The organism is Pseudactinotalea terrae, assembly GCF_009733845.1.
Lineage (GTDB): Bacteria > Actinomycetota > Actinomycetes > Actinomycetales > Beutenbergiaceae > Pseudactinotalea > Pseudactinotalea terrae.
This window is the reverse complement of the sequence record NZ_WNXZ01000002.1, coordinates 23,160-40,413: the sequence shown is the minus strand read 5'-3', so window position 1 is coordinate 40,413 and position 17,254 is coordinate 23,160. Positions and strand designations below refer to the sequence as shown.

Annotated in this window: 16 protein-coding genes; 3 read left to right on the top strand and 13 right to left on the bottom strand. The window is 70.7% G+C overall.

Annotation, left to right across the window (positions count from 1 at the left end):
- Positions 1 to 198 precede the first annotated feature (198 nt).
- The 10 genes from GPA03_RS07655 to GPA03_RS07610 all read right to left on the bottom strand — a co-directional run bounded on the left by GPA03_RS07655 (position 199) and on the right by GPA03_RS07610 (position 11,804).
- Positions 199 to 2,826, bottom strand: coding sequence for an exo-rhamnogalacturonan lyase family protein (locus GPA03_RS07655; RefSeq protein WP_156251426.1), 2,628 nt, complete (start codon positions 2,824 to 2,826; stop codon positions 199 to 201).
- Positions 2,823 to 3,491: a DUF1961 family protein gene (locus tag GPA03_RS07650; protein ID WP_156251425.1), complete on the bottom strand. Its 669-nt coding sequence runs from the start codon at positions 3,489 to 3,491 to the stop codon at positions 2,823 to 2,825. The genes GPA03_RS07655 and GPA03_RS07650 overlap by 4 nt, the downstream gene beginning before the upstream one ends.
- The gene (locus tag GPA03_RS07645; RefSeq protein WP_241681154.1) at positions 3,488 to 4,171 is read right to left on the bottom strand and encodes a rhamnogalacturonan acetylesterase; all 684 of its coding nucleotides are present in this window, start codon (positions 4,169 to 4,171) and stop codon (positions 3,488 to 3,490) included. Before GPA03_RS07645 ends, GPA03_RS07650 begins: the two co-directional genes overlap by 4 nt.
- The gene (locus GPA03_RS07640; RefSeq protein ID WP_156251424.1) at positions 4,168 to 5,052 is read right to left on the bottom strand and encodes a carbohydrate ABC transporter permease; all 885 of its coding nucleotides are present in this window, start codon (positions 5,050 to 5,052) and stop codon (positions 4,168 to 4,170) included. Before GPA03_RS07640 ends, GPA03_RS07645 begins: the two co-directional genes overlap by 4 nt.
- Positions 5,052 to 6,029: an ABC transporter permease gene (locus GPA03_RS07635; protein ID WP_156251423.1), complete on the bottom strand. Its 978-nt coding sequence runs from the start codon at positions 6,027 to 6,029 to the stop codon at positions 5,052 to 5,054. The genes GPA03_RS07640 and GPA03_RS07635 overlap by 1 nt, the downstream gene beginning before the upstream one ends.
- Positions 6,030 to 6,069: 40 nt before the next feature.
- On the bottom strand, positions 6,070 to 7,626 hold the full coding sequence (locus tag GPA03_RS07630; protein WP_156251422.1) for an extracellular solute-binding protein: 1,557 nt from the start codon (positions 7,624 to 7,626) through the stop codon (positions 6,070 to 6,072).
- Positions 7,627 to 7,653: 27 nt separating this feature from the next.
- Positions 7,654 to 8,328, bottom strand: coding sequence for a YesL family protein (locus GPA03_RS07625; RefSeq protein ID WP_156251421.1), 675 nt, complete (start codon positions 8,326 to 8,328; stop codon positions 7,654 to 7,656).
- A 636-nt stretch (positions 8,329 to 8,964) separates the two neighbouring features.
- On the bottom strand, positions 8,965 to 10,131 hold the full coding sequence (locus GPA03_RS07620) for an ROK family protein (RefSeq protein ID WP_241681153.1): 1,167 nt from the start codon (positions 10,129 to 10,131) through the stop codon (positions 8,965 to 8,967).
- A 103-nt stretch (positions 10,132 to 10,234) separates the two neighbouring features.
- Positions 10,235 to 11,275 carry a DNA polymerase IV gene (locus tag GPA03_RS07615; protein ID WP_156251420.1) on the bottom strand — a complete coding sequence of 347 codons (1,041 nt, stop codon included), beginning with the start codon at positions 11,273 to 11,275 and terminating at the stop codon, positions 10,235 to 10,237.
- 46 nt (positions 11,276 to 11,321) lie between these two features.
- Positions 11,322 to 11,804 (bottom strand): aminoacyl-tRNA deacylase, encoded by a 483-nt coding sequence (locus GPA03_RS07610; RefSeq protein ID WP_194239513.1) that lies wholly within the window; start codon positions 11,802 to 11,804, stop codon positions 11,322 to 11,324.
- A gap of 56 nt (positions 11,805 to 11,860) precedes the next feature.
- On the opposite strand from GPA03_RS07610, the gene GPA03_RS07605 reads away from it, so the two are divergent.
- The gene (locus GPA03_RS07605) at positions 11,861 to 12,421 is read left to right on the top strand and encodes a GNAT family N-acetyltransferase (protein ID WP_156251418.1); all 561 of its coding nucleotides are present in this window, start codon (positions 11,861 to 11,863) and stop codon (positions 12,419 to 12,421) included.
- Between the two features lie 10 nt (positions 12,422 to 12,431).
- Positions 12,432 to 13,175 (top strand): glycerophosphodiester phosphodiesterase, encoded by a 744-nt coding sequence (locus GPA03_RS07600; RefSeq protein WP_156251417.1) that lies wholly within the window; start codon positions 12,432 to 12,434, stop codon positions 13,173 to 13,175.
- A 9-nt stretch (positions 13,176 to 13,184) separates the two neighbouring features.
- Here GPA03_RS07600 and GPA03_RS07595 read toward each other — a convergent pair whose 3' ends face one another.
- Positions 13,185 to 13,646 (bottom strand): VOC family protein, encoded by a 462-nt coding sequence (locus GPA03_RS07595; protein WP_156251416.1) that lies wholly within the window; start codon positions 13,644 to 13,646, stop codon positions 13,185 to 13,187.
- Positions 13,643 to 14,218, bottom strand: a complete 576-nt coding sequence (locus GPA03_RS07590) for a DinB family protein (RefSeq protein WP_156251415.1) — start codon at positions 14,216 to 14,218, stop codon at positions 13,643 to 13,645. The genes GPA03_RS07595 and GPA03_RS07590 overlap by 4 nt, the downstream gene beginning before the upstream one ends.
- Positions 14,219 to 14,279: 61 nt before the next feature.
- Between GPA03_RS07590 and GPA03_RS07585 the strand changes: the two genes are divergently transcribed.
- Entirely contained in the window at positions 14,280 to 15,251 is a 972-nt protein-coding gene (locus GPA03_RS07585) for a helix-turn-helix transcriptional regulator (protein WP_156251414.1), read from the top strand.
- A 422-nt stretch (positions 15,252 to 15,673) separates the two neighbouring features.
- Here GPA03_RS07585 and gndA read toward each other — a convergent pair whose 3' ends face one another.
- On the bottom strand, positions 15,674 to 17,122 hold the full coding sequence (gene gndA / locus GPA03_RS07580) for an NADP-dependent phosphogluconate dehydrogenase (protein ID WP_156251413.1): 1,449 nt from the start codon (positions 17,120 to 17,122) through the stop codon (positions 15,674 to 15,676).
- Positions 17,123 to 17,254: the final 132 nt, after the last annotated feature.

The following is a 17,254-nucleotide window of genomic DNA, read 5'->3' as shown; positions in this document are numbered from 1 at the left end:
ATCGGCGCTGTGCGACATCCCGGTCCCGGCAGCGCTGCCCGGCGACGAGAGCTAAGCGGGCCGCCCGCACCGGTCGAGGCGAGCGGCCGAGCCCCCCGCCCGCCGAGTTCGTCGCAGAACGTCGAGTTCGCTCGGTGCACCCGACGAACTCGACGGTCTGCAGCGAACTCGGCGCCGGAGAGCCCGTCCCGACCTACCTCAGTCCATGCCCTCAGGCAGCCGGTGCCCGATCAGTGCGAGGCACTGCATGGTCGCGAGGCTGCCCTGCGCGGCGTCGTTGGTCCAGAGCGTGGGGGCGTCGTCGACCGGCGACATCACCTCCGGCGGCTCCCGCCGCACCGAGGTGAAGTCGCCGCGCATCCGCTCCCCGCCCGCGAAGAATGCCTCCCAGGCGCGGTCGGCGAGGTCGTCGCGGCCGAGCCGGTTCGCCGCGTACGCCAGGATCCGCGAGTGGGCCTGCTCGAACGGTGAGCCGTCGTGCTCGGTGCCGAGCTCGGCGACCTGCTCCTCCGCGGTCCCCAGGTACAGCCGGCAGTACTGCAGCCAGGCATCCCGGAACCCCGGGGCCGCCTCCTCGTCCACCAGGTCGACCAGCTCGCTGCAGATCTCCACCAGACCGAACATGATCGACAGGTGCGAGGCACTCACCCTCCTCCGACCGACGTCGAACCGGCCGGTGTCGAGGTCGTAGAGACCCTCACCGGTGAAGAACCCGCGCGGCATGGCGCCGATGTCGCTCATCGTCCCCAGCAGCCGGTCGCGCGAGCGCTCGTTGCCGGTGATCTCCCAGTCCGCCAGCCAGGTCGATGCGAGCGCGCTCCAGTCGGTACCCAGCCCGACCCCGAGCGCGTTCCGTTGCGGCCGGTAGGTCGCCGCGTCCGGGCGCACCTTCCGCACCGGGTCCAGCCCCAGGAAGGTCTGGTCCGAGTCCCGCAGCTCCAGCATGAGGTCGCGGGAGTGCTCGTCGGCGGTGAGGAAGTAGTGGTGACGGCGGTAGGCGGGTGAGCTGATCCGCAGCTGCTTGGCGCTGCACCCCCAGTGCTGCACGTTGTGTCGCGTGCCCAGGCCCTGCCACTGGCCCGCGTGGTAGACGTCCACATCGCCCGTGTGCCGGGTGAGCCGCTCAGCGAGCCGGAACACGTCCGCCCGCCCGGTCCGCAGGAACGCCGTCCACAGCCACAGGTCCGGGGAGAGCTCGGAGTTGTCCCAGGCGTACCCGCCGACGTCGTACCGCCACACGTGCCGGTCGGCGTCGTAGGCATGCATGAGGTCGCCGTAGTTCCAGAACCCATACCAGGAGCGCTGGTCGACCTGACCCACGTAGAAGTCGAGCAGCGCGCTCAGCCGCTGCTCCAGCTGTGCCCGTGCGGGCGTCGAGGAGTCCGGGAGGTCCCAGTCCCCCAGCACCCGCGCGGCGTGCAGCGCTTCAGGCGTGACGGCCAGGCGCGGCGGCTCCACCACGTGCGCGACATCCGCGGCGAGCTGCTGCACCGACGGCGTGCCCGGGTAGGCGATCACCTCGAGCTCGTGCGTGCGGGCGATCCCGTGGGCATCGCCGAAGCCCGGCTCGTAGTCCTCGTAGGTGATGTCGAGCGCGTCGAGCTGGTCGGCGTACGTCTCCTGCCCCAGGCCGTCGTGATAGAAGCGCAGGTCCATCGGCTCGGCGTCGGGCGACCACAGCCACATCGTGATCGAACCGGCCTCGCCGGTCCCACCGGCGACGTCGATCCCGGTGGGGTGCGACTGCCAGAATCCGGTGAGCCCTAGCGCGAGCCCGCCGCCCGGGTCCCCGAGGTAGCCCACGCCGTCGGAGCGTGTGCCCTCGGCGACACCCACCCACGCGTGCCCCGGCCTGGTCCGCTTGCGCACGGTGAAGCCGTTCGCGGAGTGCTGCCGCAGGCTCCAGGAGTCCCACGTGGGGATCCATCTGCTGAGCCTCGCGACGTCCTGGTCCCAGGTCTCTGGCGACGGCGTGGCGTCACCGTTCATCTGCGCGTCCCGGACCGCCTGCCCCGGGTCCCGGCGCAGCCCGGTCAGCCCCCGCACCGCCTCCCGCAGCAGCCCGCCGTCGGCGCCCGCGATCCGGACGTGCCGGTCGTGCGGCTCCGCGCGCAGCGGCACGTCGAACCGGACTCCGATCGAGGAGAGGAAGTCCTTCTCGGCGTCGCCGTCCCAGATGAAGGAGTGCACTAGCCGCAGGTGCGTGGAGCCGGCCACCGCCACCAGTCGCACCGTGAAGGGCAGCCATCGCTTGCCCGCATCGGTCCGGTGCCGCCCCTGGATCCGCACCACCGCGCGCACCGGTCCGGACTGCTCGACGGTGACGCACTCGACCTCGCCCGTGCCGTGATCCCGCCCGCCGTGATCGGGTTCCGGGGTGCGCTGCACGCTCGAGACCAGCCGGCCGTTGCGCCCGACGGCGGTGCCTCCGATCGCGATCTCGCTCACCAGGGCATCTCCTGCCCTGGGGATCGTGACGCGCATCTCGCCCACCGTGAGCACGACGGCGTCGCTGGTCTCCTCGACGCTCACCGGCTGCGCCACGCTCGGCTGCTCCGCCCGCACAAGCCGGTACCCGGCGGCAGGGTCGTCGCCGGCGGCCAGCGCGATCCCGGTCCACTTCACGCTGCCGTCGGGCCAGGTGGCGAGCGGCCAGAGCTGCGCGGCGACAGGCGCCCCGTCGGCGGCGACCACACCAAGGGACCCCAGCTCGGTCACCGCTCCCCGAGGAAGCGGGGCACCCAGGGTGGCGCCCGCGGGCAGGGCGGCCGGTGGGACGTCGTCGATCCATCGGAGCGGGATGTCGATCGTGGGCGTGTTCGTCATGAGAGGGGCTTCACCTCGAGGTTGCGGTAGTGGGCGGAGAGCGGGGCCATCTGGCGGAAGCCGATGCGGCCGCCGCCGAGCGGCGGCCCAGTCGTGCCGTCGTCGGTCCAGCGGAACAGCTCCAGGTCGTCGATCGCGAAGGCCACCTCGGGCCCGTGCTTGGTGACGCGCACCCGGTAGTGACTGTCGACGTCCTCGAGCGGCGGCAACGGGTCGGCGCCCTGCGCCACCAGGTGGAAGCCCGGGCTCTTGCGCAGGTTGCAGGTGTGGAACCGGCGCTCGGCGGGCCACTTGCGGCGGTAGTAGGACACGTGAAGGGTGCGCACGTCGCCCGAGTGGTATTGCGGGTAGAAGCCGGTGCGGGGCGCGAGCGCGGGGTCGAAGAGGTCGCGGCCCTCGGTGCCGGTGGCGGCGAAGAACAGCATCGCGAGGCCCGCGCCGGCGAGCGGCCGGAAGTCCCAGGAGACCTCGATGTCGGGTCCGAAGACCTCGGGGCACCAGTACGTGACGTGCGCGTGGTCACCGCGATCCGCAGCGACCAGCGCAGCCTCGTCGGCGGTGCTGAACAGCCGCACGCCGCCGTCGAGCTGCTCGACGCCCAGCGGTCCTTCGGCCACCCACCCGTCGAGGTCCGCGGCGGAGGCGAGTGCGTTCGTGTAGGTCATGGGCGCACGAACCAGGAACCGAGCGGCTCGCTGTGGTTGTCGAGGCCGCGGATCACGCGCAGCTGCTGCGCCACGAAGGCTGCGACGGTCTTGGCACCGAACGCACCGAAGTGGGTGTTGTCCTGCGCCCCGCCGTCCGGGTTCGTGTGGCCGAACAGCCGCCAGCTGTCCTGCTGACCCATCCAGGCGTACAGCCAACGCGTGAAGCCCAGCAGCTCGATCACCGGGACGTTCAGCTCGGCGCCCAGGGCACGCACAGCGGCCGGGTACGGCCCGTGCGAGAGGCGCAGGTCGCCGTCGTCGGTGAAGAGGCGACGTTCCACGCTCGTGCCGAGCACAGGCATGCCGCCCACCGCGCGCACCTCATGCACGAAGGCGCGCAGGTTGTCCGAGTAGCCGCCGGTCGCGGCCAGTGCGTCCGGGTCCTTCTGATCGTTGTGACCGAACTGGATGACGACGACGTCGCCTGGCCGCGTCTGGTCCAGCACGTCGCGCCAGCGGCCCTCGGCCCGGAACGACGCCGTGGTGGCACCGCCGATCGCCTCGTTGTGGACCGGCTCCTCGACGAACAGGTGAAGGGCCGCACCCCAGCCCGCGACGCCGGAGTCGTCGAGCGGACCCGGTGCCACCGTGGAGTCACCAGCCAGGTGGATAGTGATGGATGTGTCGCTGCCGCTCACCCCTTCACGCTGCCGATCAGCATGCCCTTGGCGAAGTGCTTCTGCAGGAACGGGTAGGCCAGCAGCACCGGGATGGTCGCCACCATGACGACGGCGAACTTGATGCCCTGCGCGGGTGGCGGCACGTCGCTGTTCATGTCGTCGGCCGTGAGGGTCGCGGAGGCGGTCACCTGGCGCAGGATCATCTGCAGGGTCCACTTGTCCTGATCCCCCAGGTACAGCAGCGGCGACATGTAGTCGTTCCACAGCCCCACCGCGTAGAACAACCCGAAGGTGGCCAGCACCGGCTTGCTCAGCGGCGCCACGATGCTGCGCAGGATGCGGAGCTCGTTGGCGCCGTCGATGCGTGCGGACTCCTCCAGCTCCTTGGGCAGCTCCTGGAAGAAGTTCTTGATGATGATCAGGCTGAAGGGGTTGATCGCCATCGGCAGGATCAGCGCCCAGTAGCTGTTGAGCAGGCCGAGCTCCTTCACGATGAGGAACGTCGGGATCATGCCTGCCGAGAACACCATGCAGAACACGATCAGACTCATCATCGTGCGTCGGCCGGGCAGGTCGATCTTCGAGAGCGGGTAAGCCATCAGCGCGGTCAGCGCGAGCTGGATCACGGTACCGACGCCGGTGACGATCACCGTGGTGACGAACGCCCGCACGAAGACCCGTGACGACAGGATCGACTCGTACGAGGCCGTGGTGATCTCGCTGGGCCACAGGAAGAACGGCCGCGTGGTGATCTCGAGCTCCGTGGCGAACGAGCCCGCGAGCACGTAGAGGAACGGCAGCAGCGCGACCACGCCGATGGCGATGAGGACCACCGCGTTGACGCCGTCGAAGACACGGCCCGCGCGCGTGTTGAACCGCTGGTAGGTACGCCTGTCCATCAGAAGATCCCCGGCTGCTTGAGTCGCTTCGCAAGAGCGTTGGTCCCGAAGATGAGGATGAGACCCACGATCGCCTTGGCCAGCCCGACCGCCGTCGAGTAGGAGTAGGCACCCTGCTGGATGCCGGTGAAGTACACATAGGTGTCGAACACATCAGCGACGCTGCGGTTCAGCGCGTTGGACATCAGGTAGATCTGCTCGAAGCCGGTGTCCAGCACGTTCCCGGTCTGCAGGATCAGCAGCACCACGATCGTGGAGCGGATGGCCGGCAACGTCACGTGCCAGACGCGCTGCCAGCGGCCTGCGCCGTCGATGATCGCGGCCTCGTACTGCTCCTGGTCGACGCCGGCCAGCGCGGCCAGGAAGATGATCGTGCCCCATCCGGTGTTCTTCCAGACCGACTGCAGCAGGATCAGCGGGCGGAACCAGTCAGGGTCCGCGAGGAAGTTGGTGTTGCTGCCGAGCGCGTCGTTGATGAAGGTCCAGAGCGGGCCGTTGCCGACGGCGAACAGCAGCCCGGTCAGGGAGACCACCACCGTCCAGGACAGGAAGTGCGGGATGTAGACCAGGGTCTGCACGGTGCGCTTGAGGATCTGCAGGCGCACCTCGTTGAGGAGCAGGGCCAGCACGATCGTCAACGGGAACGCGATGAACAGACCGAGCGCCGCCAGGATCAGGGTGTTGCCCAGGATCCGCGGGAAGTCCGGATTGCTGAAGAAGCTCTCGAAGTGCTCCCAGCCGACCCACTCGCTGCCCTCGATCCCGAGGAAGGGGATGTAGTTCCGGAAGGCGATCTGGGCCCCGTACATCGGCCAGAACCGGAACAGCGCGAAGTAGAGCACCCCGGGAAGCAGCAGCAGGAACAACCATCGGTACCGCACCAGGTTGCCCAGCAGGTTCCTGCGGTTCGGCGGTGGCTCGCGCCGGACCAGGGTGCCGTCGTCGATCGACTCGACGTCAGCGGTGGCAGTGGTCATGGTCTCTTCCTCGGGGGCAGGAGCAGGTCACGCAGCGCCGTCAGCCGAGCTGGCTGTAGAGCTCGTTGATCTCTTCGGTCACGGCATCGCCGCCGCTGGTCCGCCACAGCTCGATCGCTGCGTCGAGCCCTGCGTCGTCGATCTGACCCGCGAGGTACTGGATGCGGGCGTCGCCGATGATGTTGTCGAGCTGGGTGCCGTTGGTCGTGTAGGTGTCCGAGACCAGACCCGCCGCCGGGTTGAAGACCGCGTTCGCCGCGTCCTCCTCCTGAAGCTGCAGTCGCAGGTCGTTGAAGGCCACGTCGTCCTCGGTCTCGGGCTTGGCCTGGTAGGCCTCGTAGCCGGCCACGTTCATGCCGAGCTGCGCCCAGGCACCGGTCACCTGGTCGGTGAAGTCCTGACGCTCCGGGTTCCACACGAGGTACTCGCCCTCGACCGTGAAGTTGTCACCCTCGATGCCGTTGTTCATGAGGATCTGCGCCTCGGTGCTGTTGAGGTCGTTGAGAATCTGCAGCACCTGCTCGAGCTGGGCCTCGTCCTGCACCGAGGACCGCGGGATCGCCAGGAACCCGGCGTACCCGGTGGTCGGCAGCGCGAAGGTGCCGTTGGGTCCCTCGAGCTGGCCCACGAGCGCGACCTTCTCACCGGGGACCTCGCCGGCGTCGCTGAACAGCCCGCGCAGCTGACCCGCACGCGACTGGACGTCGATGATGATGCCGCCCTTGCCGTTGAGGAACGGCTCGTTCCAGGTGGCCGGGTCCATCGTCGCGTAGTCGGGGTTGACGTAGCCGTTCTGCACGAGGTCGCGCTCGAACTCGACGGCCTCGCGCCACTCGGGCGTGGTGAAGGCCGGGACGAGCTCGCCGCCCTCGTCACGCCACATGTTGCCGGCGCCGTACCAGACCTCGATCGTGTCGTACGGGCTGTTGGTGCCGATGCCGCCGGGCCACTGCGGCGCGATCAGGCCGTAGGTGTCGTCGGCACCGTTGCCGTCGGGGTCGTCCTCGGTGAAGGCCCGCGCGATCTCGTACAGGTCGTCGGTGGTCTCGGGGATCTCGAGTCCGAGGTTGTCGAGCCAGTCCTGGCGGATGATGACGCTGGCGCGGATGATGTCGCGCGCACGGTACACCCCGAAGATCTGGCCGTTGATGCCCGAGTTCAGCTCGACGTCGGGGTTCTCGGAGACCAGGTTGGGGTAGTCGCCCGAGTGGAGGTACTCGGTGAGGTCCCAGAACCCGCCGGCCAACGCCGTCGAGACGAATCCCTGGTCCTTGCCCGTGATCACCATGACATCGGGGATGTCGTCGCCAGCGAGCACGGTGTTGATGCGCTCGCCGTAGGAGGAGTTGGGCACCCACTGGACCTCGAGCGGCACGCCCGCGATCTCGCTGAGGCCCGCACCCACCGGGTCGTCGCTCTCCGGGGGGACCTCGGCGAAGTAGGGCGCCATGATGGTGAGGCCGTCGAGCGCCTCGCCGTCGCCGCCACCGTTGCCGCCGTCACCGCCGTCTCCGCCGGAGCCGCCACCGCTGCAGGCGGTGAGCACCAGCGCACCCGCCACGGCCGTGGCGATCGGTGCGATCCGTCGCATTCTCATAGATGTTCCTTTCGTGGTGAGTGAGGGTCACTCAGAAGGGGTCGGGGTCGAGTCGGAGAGCGCCGCGACCAGGCGGTCGTTTCGCGCGTGGCAGGAGGTGCAGATGGCGGTGACCGCGTGAAGCCAGGCGCCGATGGCCAGCACCGGCAGCAGGCCGGGGAGGAACCGGACCAGCAGCACCGCCATCACCGTGACCACGGCGACGAGCGCGGTGGCCGGCAGGTCGTGGAGGAGGTACCGCAGGGCGGTCGTGGGATACGTGCGCAGCGGGATGTCGTAGTGGCTGTACATCGTGAAGGCGAAGACCGCGGCCATCCCGACGACGCCGAGCGCGATCCACAGCGCCACCACGAGCACACCCCCACCGGGGGCGAACGCGTACAGGTTGGCGCCCAGCACGAGCGCGACGGCGGCGAACGGCCACAGCACCGCGTTCGCCCGCAGGAGCTCTCGGCGCCACACCCGAGCGAAGGTCCGGAACAGCGGCTGGGCGTCGCCACGCACTCGTGCTCGCGACACGCTGGCTGCCGCGACGAGCGCCGGCGCCAGCCCCAGCACGATCCCCCCGAGCAGGGAGAACGCGATCACCAGCAAGTTGAGCCCGGCGACCCAAACGAGGAGCTCGGCCGCGTCGTAGAGCCGCCCGCCGGGCAGCCCGGAGGATGCGGGAAACGCTTTCCTGGGCGTGGTGACCGTGCTCACCGGGCGCTCCCCTCGAGATCTCCGTCGACGTCAGGTCGTGCGCTCGTCGCCTCAGCGGCAACGATTCATTGAATGGATTCATGACGGTACAGGCGAGTCCTGCGAGTCGTCAAGCCCAGACCCGCACCTCTCCCCAGCCGGACGCCGCCGCCGAGGCGCACACCGCCCCGGAGTCGCCGCCGATCGCGCACCCGGCCCCGATTCCGGCGTCGAACGCGCGCTATGTGCCGCTGTCAGCCTGAGAGCAGCAGCAACCCAGCGATCGGCAGCCGTGAACGGAAGAAGGCGCGCGTTCAGCAGCGGAGCTCGGGCCGGGATAGGCGGCGGGCGGCAACTGCACTCCGGGGTGCGCGTTGCGCCTGGTGGCGTGGAAGTCAGTTCCGCAACTGCAGTCCCGGGTTCGCGTTGCGCCCGTGGCGTTCGGGTCAGTTCCGCAACAGCACTCCGCCATGCGCGTTGCGCCCGTGGCGTTCGGGTCAGTTCCGCAACAGCACTCTGCCATGCGCGTTGCGCCCGTGGCGTTCGGGTCAGTTCCGCAACGCGGCGGGTGCGCGGCGACATGCCGAGCCGGTCGACGGCCGATCGAAGCGGTCACGCAGCGCCACTCCGGTACCCGACTGGAAGAGCCGCTGCCGCTCAGGCACCGAGCGGGGCGGCGAGGAGCCGGGCGAAAGCGGCTTCGGCGGCGCCGATCATCAGCCGGTCCTCGCCCAGGGCGGCGACGCGCAACTCGAGCTCGTCGGCGGCGCCTGGGATCACCTGCTCGACGACGGCGCTCAGCAGGCCCTCCATGTCCCGTTCGGCGAGGGTCGCCAGGAAGCCGCCGAGGATCGCGACCGAGGGGTTGAGCACGTTGACAGCGTTCGACAGCGCGGTCGCGAGGATGCGGCGCTGCCGCTCGACCTCGGCGGCCACCGCGGGATCCGCAGAGCCGGCGATGGCCGCCGCGAGCGTGGGCTCGTCGGCGCTGTGCAGGCCAACCACGTCGAGCAGCCTGGCCCGGCTGACCTCGTCCTCGAGCACCCCGTCATCGGCGCGGCGGTCGGCGGCCTCCATGATCCCCGGCCGGTTCTGCCCGAACTCCCCGGCATACCCGGAGGCGCCGGCGACAGCTCGCCCGGCCACCACGAGGCCGCCACCGATACCGCTCGCGCCGCCGTTGAGGTACACCAGGTCATCCACGCCGCGCCCGGCTCCGAAAAGATGCTCAGCACCGGCGCCGAGCGTGGCGTCGTTGCCCACCGCCGTCGGCAGCCCTGTGGTCTCGGCGACCAGGTCCCGCACCGGGGCGTCCCGCCACTCGAGGTGCGGCGCGAGCCGCACCAGGCCGTCCGAGGCCCGCACCAACCCCGGCACGGCGAGGCCCACGCCCACGATCCGGGCGCCGTCGAGCTCGCGCTCCTGCCAGCGGGAGATGACCGACCTGGTCAGCTCCGCCGTCTGCTCGGGGGTCACGAGGGACTCGTGCTCGACACGTTCGCGCACCACCACGCGGCCGCCGAACCCGACGGCGGCGATAGTCACGGCGTCGACCTCGGGGTTGACGGCGATCGCGGTCACGCCGGGATCTGCGGACACCACCGGCGAGGGCCGGCCGACGCGGTTCGTCCCGGCCGGCGCCCGCTCCTGCGCGAGCCCGAGCTCGACCAGCTCACCGGCGAGCGCCGCGACGGTCGAACGGTTCAGCCCCGTGGTCGCCGTCAGCTGCGAGCGCGACTGCGGCCCCTCCCGATGGATCAGCCGCAGCACCGTGGACAGGTTCCGCTGCCGGACCCCGTCAGCCGCTCCGGCTCGCTCCACCACACCGAAACCCTAGCGGCGCCCTCCCCAGCCACCGATGACTCCACCCCTGCGCGGGTCTGGGCGAGCGCGTCGGCACCGAGACGCGTGGGTCCGGGCGGGAGCGCTACTCGAGATCGAACCTGACTCCGAGGAGCCGCACCGGGCGGTCGAGCTCGAAGCGGCCGAGCACGATCTCGGCTCGTTCCCGCAGCGACTCGCGGTCGACCGTCGGCGCTGCGAGCTTCGCGGTCTTCGTCCGCGTGAAGAACGTCGCGGTGCGGACCGTGACCGCCACGTGGGTGGCGATCCTGCCCTCCTCGAGGAGGAGGGAGTGGACGTCGTCGACCAGGGCGAGCACCGCCGTCGAGATCTCCTCGCGGGTGGCGAGGTCGGTGGGGTAGGTGACCTGCTTGCTCAACGATCGGCGCACCCACGCCTCGGTGGAGACCGTGCGGCTCGCTCCGCCGCGCGCGAGCCTCCGCAGCGCCGGCCCGATCGTGGGACCGAACCAGCCCGCGAGCGCCTGCTCGTCGGCGTGACCCAGGTCAGCGATCGTGGCGATGCCGTGCGCGGCGAGCTTGGCGGACGTGCGCGAGCCGATGCCCCACAGCTCCTGTGCCGGCCGCGCGCCCATCAGCTCCCACCAGTTGTCCCGACTGAGCCGGAACACTCCCCCGGGCTTGCCGAAGGACGTCGCCATCTTCGCGCGCTCCTTGGTGTCACCGATCCCGACGGCGCAGCTCAGCTCGGTCCGCTCCCTCACCCGGGTGCGGATCTGGTCGGCGAGCGCGAACGGGTCATCGACGTCGGCCCCGAGGAACGCCTCGTCCCACCCCCAGACCTCGACCGCGTGGCCGAACGTGCGCAGCGTGTCCATCACCTCGATGGAGGCGGCCTCGTAGGTGGGGTGGTCGCTGCGCAGGTACACGGCGTCGGGCGCCTTGCGCAACGCTGCCCGCAGCGGCATCCCGCTGCGCACGCCGAGGGCACGAGCCTCGTAGGTGGCGGTCTCGACCACCTGCCGGGGCCGCGTGGGATCGCCATCCCCGCCGACCACGACGGCCTTGCCGGCCAGCTCCGGACGCCGCCGGATCTCGACCGCCGCGAGGAACTGGTCGAGGTCGACGTGGAACAGCCACCACGTCGGAGAGTCCTCCTGGGCCACGGGGACCACGCTATGCCTGACCACCGACGAGCGGGGCGCTACCGCCTCAGCCGGCGATGTCCGCGAGCGTCGCGCCGAGGCCGCGCACGAGATCGTCGACCGCGACCCAGACGCTGTACCCGTGCGCGCCGCTGCCCATCGAGACGCGCCGTCCGGCGAGCGAGGCGTCCACGTAGGTGGGGTACTCGTGCAGGCTCCCCAGCGGGGTGATGGTCCCTCGCTCGTGCCCGACGGCGTCGAGCGCCTCCTGCGCCGACGGGAACTTCAGCTTGTTCACCCCCAGCAGCGCACGCAGCTTCGCGAAGGACACCGACGCATCGCCCGGCACGATCGCGAACACGTACTGGTCGCTGCCCGCGCGCATCACGATCGACTTCGCGATGTCGGCCGGGCGGATCCCCAGGATCGCGGCGGCCTCCTCGAGGCTGTTCGCATAGGGGCGTTCCTTGACCTCGATCGGGATGCCCCGCGCCTCGGCGTCGGCGCGGACGCGGACCAGACCCTCGGGCTCGCTCACCTGCACGAGCATACGAGCCGGGCACATGACCGTGACCGCCTGCATCGGGGGCCGCAAGACTGGCCGGCGTGACGATCACGATCCGCACCGAGAACCCCACCGATCCCGGCGAGGTGGCCGCGATCGCTGCCGTCAACGCAGCCGCGTTCGACCGCCGGGAGCACGGCGCGCTCCCCGCCGCCCTGCGCGCGACCGCGCACCATCGCCCCGCCTGGTGCTTGGTGGCGCTCGACGGCGCAACGATCGTCGGGCATGTCATGGTCGGCACCGCCTTCCTCGAGCAGGCGGACGGATCCGTGCTCGAGGTCCCGAACCTCAGCCCGCTCGCCGTCGCACCCGCCCGGCAACGCGGAGGCATCGGACGCGCGCTCGTGGAAGCCGCTCTCGCGGCGGCGGACTCCGACGGCGAGCCCTTCGTCGTCCTTGAAGGGTCACCTGCCTACTACGGTCGCCTGGGGTTCGAGGATGCGCGCGAGCACGGCGTCACCCTGCCGCTCCCGGACTGGGCACCACCGACAGCGGGACAGCTCCACCCGCTGAGTCGCTATCGCAGGCTGCCCGGCACGATCGCGTACCCGCCCGCCGTGCAGGCAGCCTTCGACGCGCTCGAGCAGCCGAGGGACGCCTAGTGTCATCCTCATGAGCAAGCGCCCCGTGATCGTCGCGCACCGCGGCAACTCCGTCATCGCCCCGCAGAACACGATGGCCGCGTTCGAGGCCGCCTGGCGAGCCGGCGCGGACTACGTCGAGCTCGACATCCAAGTGACGTCCGACGGCGAGGCCGCCGTCATCCACAACAGCACACTCGACGAGACCACGAGCGGCACCGGCCCGGTCGCGCAGCACACCGCGGCCGAGGTGGCACTCCTCGATGCCGGCTCCTGGTTCTCGCCGGTCTACGCCGGCGAACGGGTGCCGTTGCTCTCGGACGTGGTCGAGTTCCTGCGCACCCATCCCGAGATCGGACTGGTCCTCGAGGTCAAGGGCGACTGGCCGACCGAACCTCTCAGGCGAGTGCTCGACGGCGTCACGCACCCCTTCCTCGAGGGTCGCCTCATCGTCGAGAGCTTCTCGCTCGCCACGATGGCGACGGCGCGCGACGCTGCCCCGCAGCTGCGCCGCGAGCTACTGATCGACGAGATCCCTGACAACCTGCTCGGCCTGCTGTCCGAGCTGGGCGTCAGCGGCTGCAACCCGAACGGCCGGCGGCTGCTCGAGGACCCGAGCCTCCTCGGTGTGCTGCAGGGTGCCGGGCTCACGGTGATCCCGTGGACGCTCAACGAGCCCGAGCAGTGGGCGCTGGCCCTCGAGGCGGGCGTCGACGGCATCGTGACCGACCGGCCCGACCGCCTCGCCGGCTGGCTCAGCGGCCGCGGCGTCTAGCCGCGCACCTCAGTCCAGGCAGAACTCGTTGCCCTCGGGGTCGGCCATGACGATGAACCCGATGCTCAGCGGCTCAGCGGGTTCGTGCCGCCGCAGCCGGGTGGCGCCGAGCGCCACCAGCCGGTCGCACTCGGTCTCGAGGGCGGACATGCGCTCGTCGTCGCGCAGCTCCGAGGCGGTCCGGACGTCGAGGTGGACGCGGTTCTTGGCCACCTTGTCCTCCGGGACCTGCTGGAAGAAGAGCCGCGGGCCAACACCCTCGGGGTCCTCGAGCGCCGAGGCGGTGTTGCGCTGATCCTCCGGAACGCCCGAACGCTCCAGGAACTCGTCCCAGGCGGTGAGCGGATCGGCGCCGGGCGCCAGCTCGACCCCGGGCGGCGCGGGGTGGACGTAGCCGAGCACGTCGCGCCAGAACGTCGAGAGGGCGCGCGGGTCGCGCGCGTCGAAGGTGACCTGGAACGTGCTGCTCATGCGGCTTCTCCCTGGGTGTGCAGGTAGAGGTCGCGCAGCAGGCAGACCTCCGACAGGTGGTGGATCAGCTCGCGGTGGATGTGCAGCACCAGGGCGGCGAGCGGCGCCTCCGCATACGGACCCTCGGCCTCGCCGCACGGTCGGGCGAGCCCGTCCTCATCGAGCGCCTCGACGCCAGCGATCCAGACCGCGTACTCGGCCTCGAGCTGGGCGAGTGCCTCCTGCGCGGTGGCCGCGTACTCGAAGGACTCGTAGTCGATGGCGTCGCGCCCGAACTGCGAGGCGTTGCGCAGCCCGAGCACGCCCACGATGACGTGGCCGAGCCGCCAGGCGATCGTGGTGACGGGAGAGGGGCTCGGCTCCGGCACGGCGAAGTCGATCGTCATCGCGCCTGAGCCGGCCTGCACGGGTGCGGTGCCGGTGCCGCGCGGGCGGACGCTCCAGGAACCCGGCGCCGGTTCCCAGAAGTACTCCTCGTCGGTGAGCCCGGCGAACCGGGGCCGGACGTGGTGGTTCCAGTGCCAATCGATCTGGTCCCGGAGCAGGGCGTTCCAACCGGTGATGGTGCTCATGGACCCAGCATGCCGCCGATACCGGACAGATTCGTTCCGTGATCGATGCAAGAGTGCAGGGATGAACACCGAAGGAACCACGGAGCGGGTGCTGCGGCTGCTCGGGCTGCTCCAGCAGCGGCCCTCCTGGACGGCCGGCGACCTGGCGGCCGAGCAGGGAGTCACCGAGCGCTCGGTCCGGCGGGACATCGAGCGCCTGCGGGCCCTCGGCTACCCCGTGCGGGCCACGGCCGGCGTGGGAGGCGGCTACCGGCTCGGGGCCGGTACCCGGCTGCCGCCGCTGCTGCTCGACGACGAGGAGGCCACCGCAACGGCCATCTCGCTGCGGCTGGCGGCCTCGAGCGCCGTCGCGGGAGCAGGCGAGGCTGCTGTCCGCGCCCTCGCCAAGCTCGACCAGGTGATGCCCCCGCGGCTCCGGGCCGAGGTGCATGCGTTGCAGCAGGCCACCGACACCCTGGTCGCGACGAGCGTCGAGGTGGACGCCGACGTGCTGGTGACGCTCGCCCGTGCGTGCCGCGACCAGGTCAGGGTCCGGTTCGGCTATGCCCGCGCGGCCGGCGAGGAGCAGGAGCGCACCGTCGAACCGGTGCGGATGGTGACCACCGGGCAGCGGTGGTACCTCATGGCCTGGGACGTCGACCGCGAGGACTGGCGGACCTTCCGCCTCGATCGCGTCCGCCACGCTGAGGCCACCACCTGGCACTTCCGTACCCGCGAGCACCCCGACCCGGTGCGCTACGTCCAGGACGCGATCACGACAGCGCCGTACCGCCACCACGTGCAGGTCCGGCTACGCGCCGCTGCTGACGAGGTTCGGCGCCAGGTCCCGCCTCAGGTCGGCCGTGTGGAGGACGACCGCGACGGCTGGTGCGTCCTGTTCGCCGGCGGGGACGACCTCGACTGGTTGACGATGCACATCGCCGCTCTGAACCTCGAGACCGAGATCCTCGAACCACCCGAGCTCCGCGACGCCGCCGCACGACTCGCCGAACGCCTCACCGCGATCTCGGAAGGACCGGACGACCAGATCTGAGGCCCGCCACCCGGTGCCCTACGACGGCCCCCGCTCTGTCCGCGTTCCCCGCAGGGCCGCGCCCCTACGCGAGGCGCGGCCCGTGTGCAACAAAGTCGTGGCCAGATGAGCGATTCCGCCGATATCCACGCCGATCGCGGCACCTGGCCACGAGTTTGTGGCAGGGCAGGCAGCGGCACGTCTCACCAGCGCGACTCGCGGACGCGTGTGTTGGCACGCCAAGCGGGCTCGGCGACCAGCAACCACCGCGGCGGTTCACTGGTGCGCGGCGAGGAGATCCGCGATGGTTTGCGCGCGCTGGGGCGATGCCTTCAGCGGTCTGTGCGACGTACCGCAGGCGACACGCACGGGCGCCAGAGTGCCGACCAACAGCCACCGGGCGCCCGCCCGAGGCGTGCCGAGGCATAGCCACCGGACGCCGGTCAGTGGGTGTCTTCGGCCTCGATCTCGGTGCGATCGCCCGACCACAGCGTGTGGAAGGTGCCCTCACGGTCGACGCGCTTGTAGGTGTGAGCGCCGAAGAAGTCGCGCTGGCCCTGCACGAGCGAGGCGGGCAGGCGCTCGGCGCGCAGCCCGTCGTAGTAGGCCAGCGACGCCGCGAAGGCCGGTGCGGGGATGCCGGACATGGCGGCGCCGGCGACGACCCGGCGCCAGGAGTCCTGCGCGCCCGCGAGCGCCTCACGGAAGTAGGGCGCGGTGGCCAGGCTGACCAGACCGGGATCGGTCTCGTACGCCTCGGTGATCCGGTTGAGGAACCGCGCGCGGATGATGCAGCCGCCGCGCCAGATCTTGGCGATCTCGCCCTTGGAGATGTCCCAGCCGTACTCCTTGGCGCCGGCGATGATCTCGTCGAAGCCCTGGGAGTAGGCGATGATCTTCGACGCGTACAACGCGCGCCGGACGTCCTCGACGAACGCCGCCTCGTCGTCGACCTTCCAGGTCTGGTCGGGGCCTGGCAGGTCGCGGGCGGCGGCGCGCGCCTCGCGGTCGGAGGACAGCGAGCGTGCGAACACGGCCTCGGCGATGCCCGAGACCGGGACCCCGAGGTCGAGCGCGGTCTGCACGGTCCAGGCGCCGGTGCCCTTGGCGCCGGCCGAGTCCAGGATGACGTCGACGAGCGGCTGACCGGTGGCGGCGTCGACCTGGCGCAGGACCTCGGCGGTGATCTCGATCAGGTAGGAGTCGAGATCACCCGAGTTCCACTCGGCGACGATGTCGGCGATCTCGGCCGGGCTCTTGCCGGTGCCCTGCCGGATCAGGTCGTACGCCTCGGCGATCAGCTGCATGTCGGCGTACTCGATGCCGTTGTGGATCATCTTGACGAAGTGGCCCGCACCATCGGTGCCGACGTGCGTCACGCACGGCTCGCCCTCGGCGACCGCCGCGATCGAGCGCAGGATCGGGCCGAGCGTCTCCCATGCCTCCACGCTGCCGCCCGGCATGATCGAGGGGCCCTTGAGCGCGCCCTCCTCGCCGCCGGAGATGCCGGCGCCCACGAAGTTGATGCCGGTCTCACGGACGGCCTTCTCGCGGCGGATCGTGTCGGTGAAGAGCGCGTTGCCGCCGTCGACGATGATGTCGCCCGGCTCGAAGACGCTCACGAGCTCGTCGATCACGGCGTCGGTGGCCCGGCCGGCCTTGACCATGATGATCGCCGTGCGGGGCTTGACCAGCGAGTCCGCGAGCTCCTGCACCGTCGCGGCCTTGACGAAGCCGGCCTCGGGGTGAGCCTCGAGCAGCGCGTCGGTCTTGGCCGTGGTGCGGTTGTAGACCGCGACGACGTTGCCCTCGCGGCTCGCGAGGTTGCGCGCCAGGTTCGACCCCATGACAGCGAGGCCGACCACGGCGATGTTGGCGGTGGGCGTGGTCATCGTGACTCCGATCGTGCGCGTGCGTGCGGGCGCCGCCGATGACGGACACCGGCGTAGACGATGCCAGCATCCCGTACCCCGTGCGACCCCGTCTCACAGTCGCCACGCTTTGCCGCTCTCGGCGGCGTGGAA

What these genes read in the sequence shown, in the direction of transcription:
- GPA03_RS07655 (WP_156251426.1), bottom strand. Translation starts at nt 2,826, where the DNA reads ATGACGAACACGCCCACGATCGACATCCCGCTCCGATGGATCGACGAC.
- GPA03_RS07650 (WP_156251425.1), bottom strand. Translation starts at nt 3,491, where the DNA reads ATGACCTACACGAACGCACTCGCCTCCGCCGCGGACCTCGACGGGTGG.
- GPA03_RS07640 (WP_156251424.1), bottom strand. Translation starts at nt 5,052, where the DNA reads ATGGACAGGCGTACCTACCAGCGGTTCAACACGCGCGCGGGCCGTGTC.
- GPA03_RS07635 (WP_156251423.1), bottom strand. Translation starts at nt 6,029, where the DNA reads ATGACCACTGCCACCGCTGACGTCGAGTCGATCGACGACGGCACCCTG.
- GPA03_RS07630 (WP_156251422.1), bottom strand. Translation starts at nt 7,626, where the DNA reads ATGAGAATGCGACGGATCGCACCGATCGCCACGGCCGTGGCGGGTGCG.
- GPA03_RS07610 (WP_194239513.1), bottom strand. Translation starts at nt 11,804, where the DNA reads ATGCTCGTGCAGGTGAGCGAGCCCGAGGGTCTGGTCCGCGTCCGCGCC.
- GPA03_RS07600 (WP_156251417.1), top strand. Translation starts at nt 12,432, where the DNA reads ATGAGCAAGCGCCCCGTGATCGTCGCGCACCGCGGCAACTCCGTCATC.
- GPA03_RS07595 (WP_156251416.1), bottom strand. Translation starts at nt 13,646, where the DNA reads ATGAGCAGCACGTTCCAGGTCACCTTCGACGCGCGCGACCCGCGCGCC.
- GPA03_RS07590 (WP_156251415.1), bottom strand. Translation starts at nt 14,218, where the DNA reads ATGAGCACCATCACCGGTTGGAACGCCCTGCTCCGGGACCAGATCGAT.
- GPA03_RS07585 (WP_156251414.1), top strand. Translation starts at nt 14,280, where the DNA reads ATGAACACCGAAGGAACCACGGAGCGGGTGCTGCGGCTGCTCGGGCTG.
- gndA (WP_156251413.1), bottom strand. Translation starts at nt 17,122, where the DNA reads ATGACCACGCCCACCGCCAACATCGCCGTGGTCGGCCTCGCTGTCATG.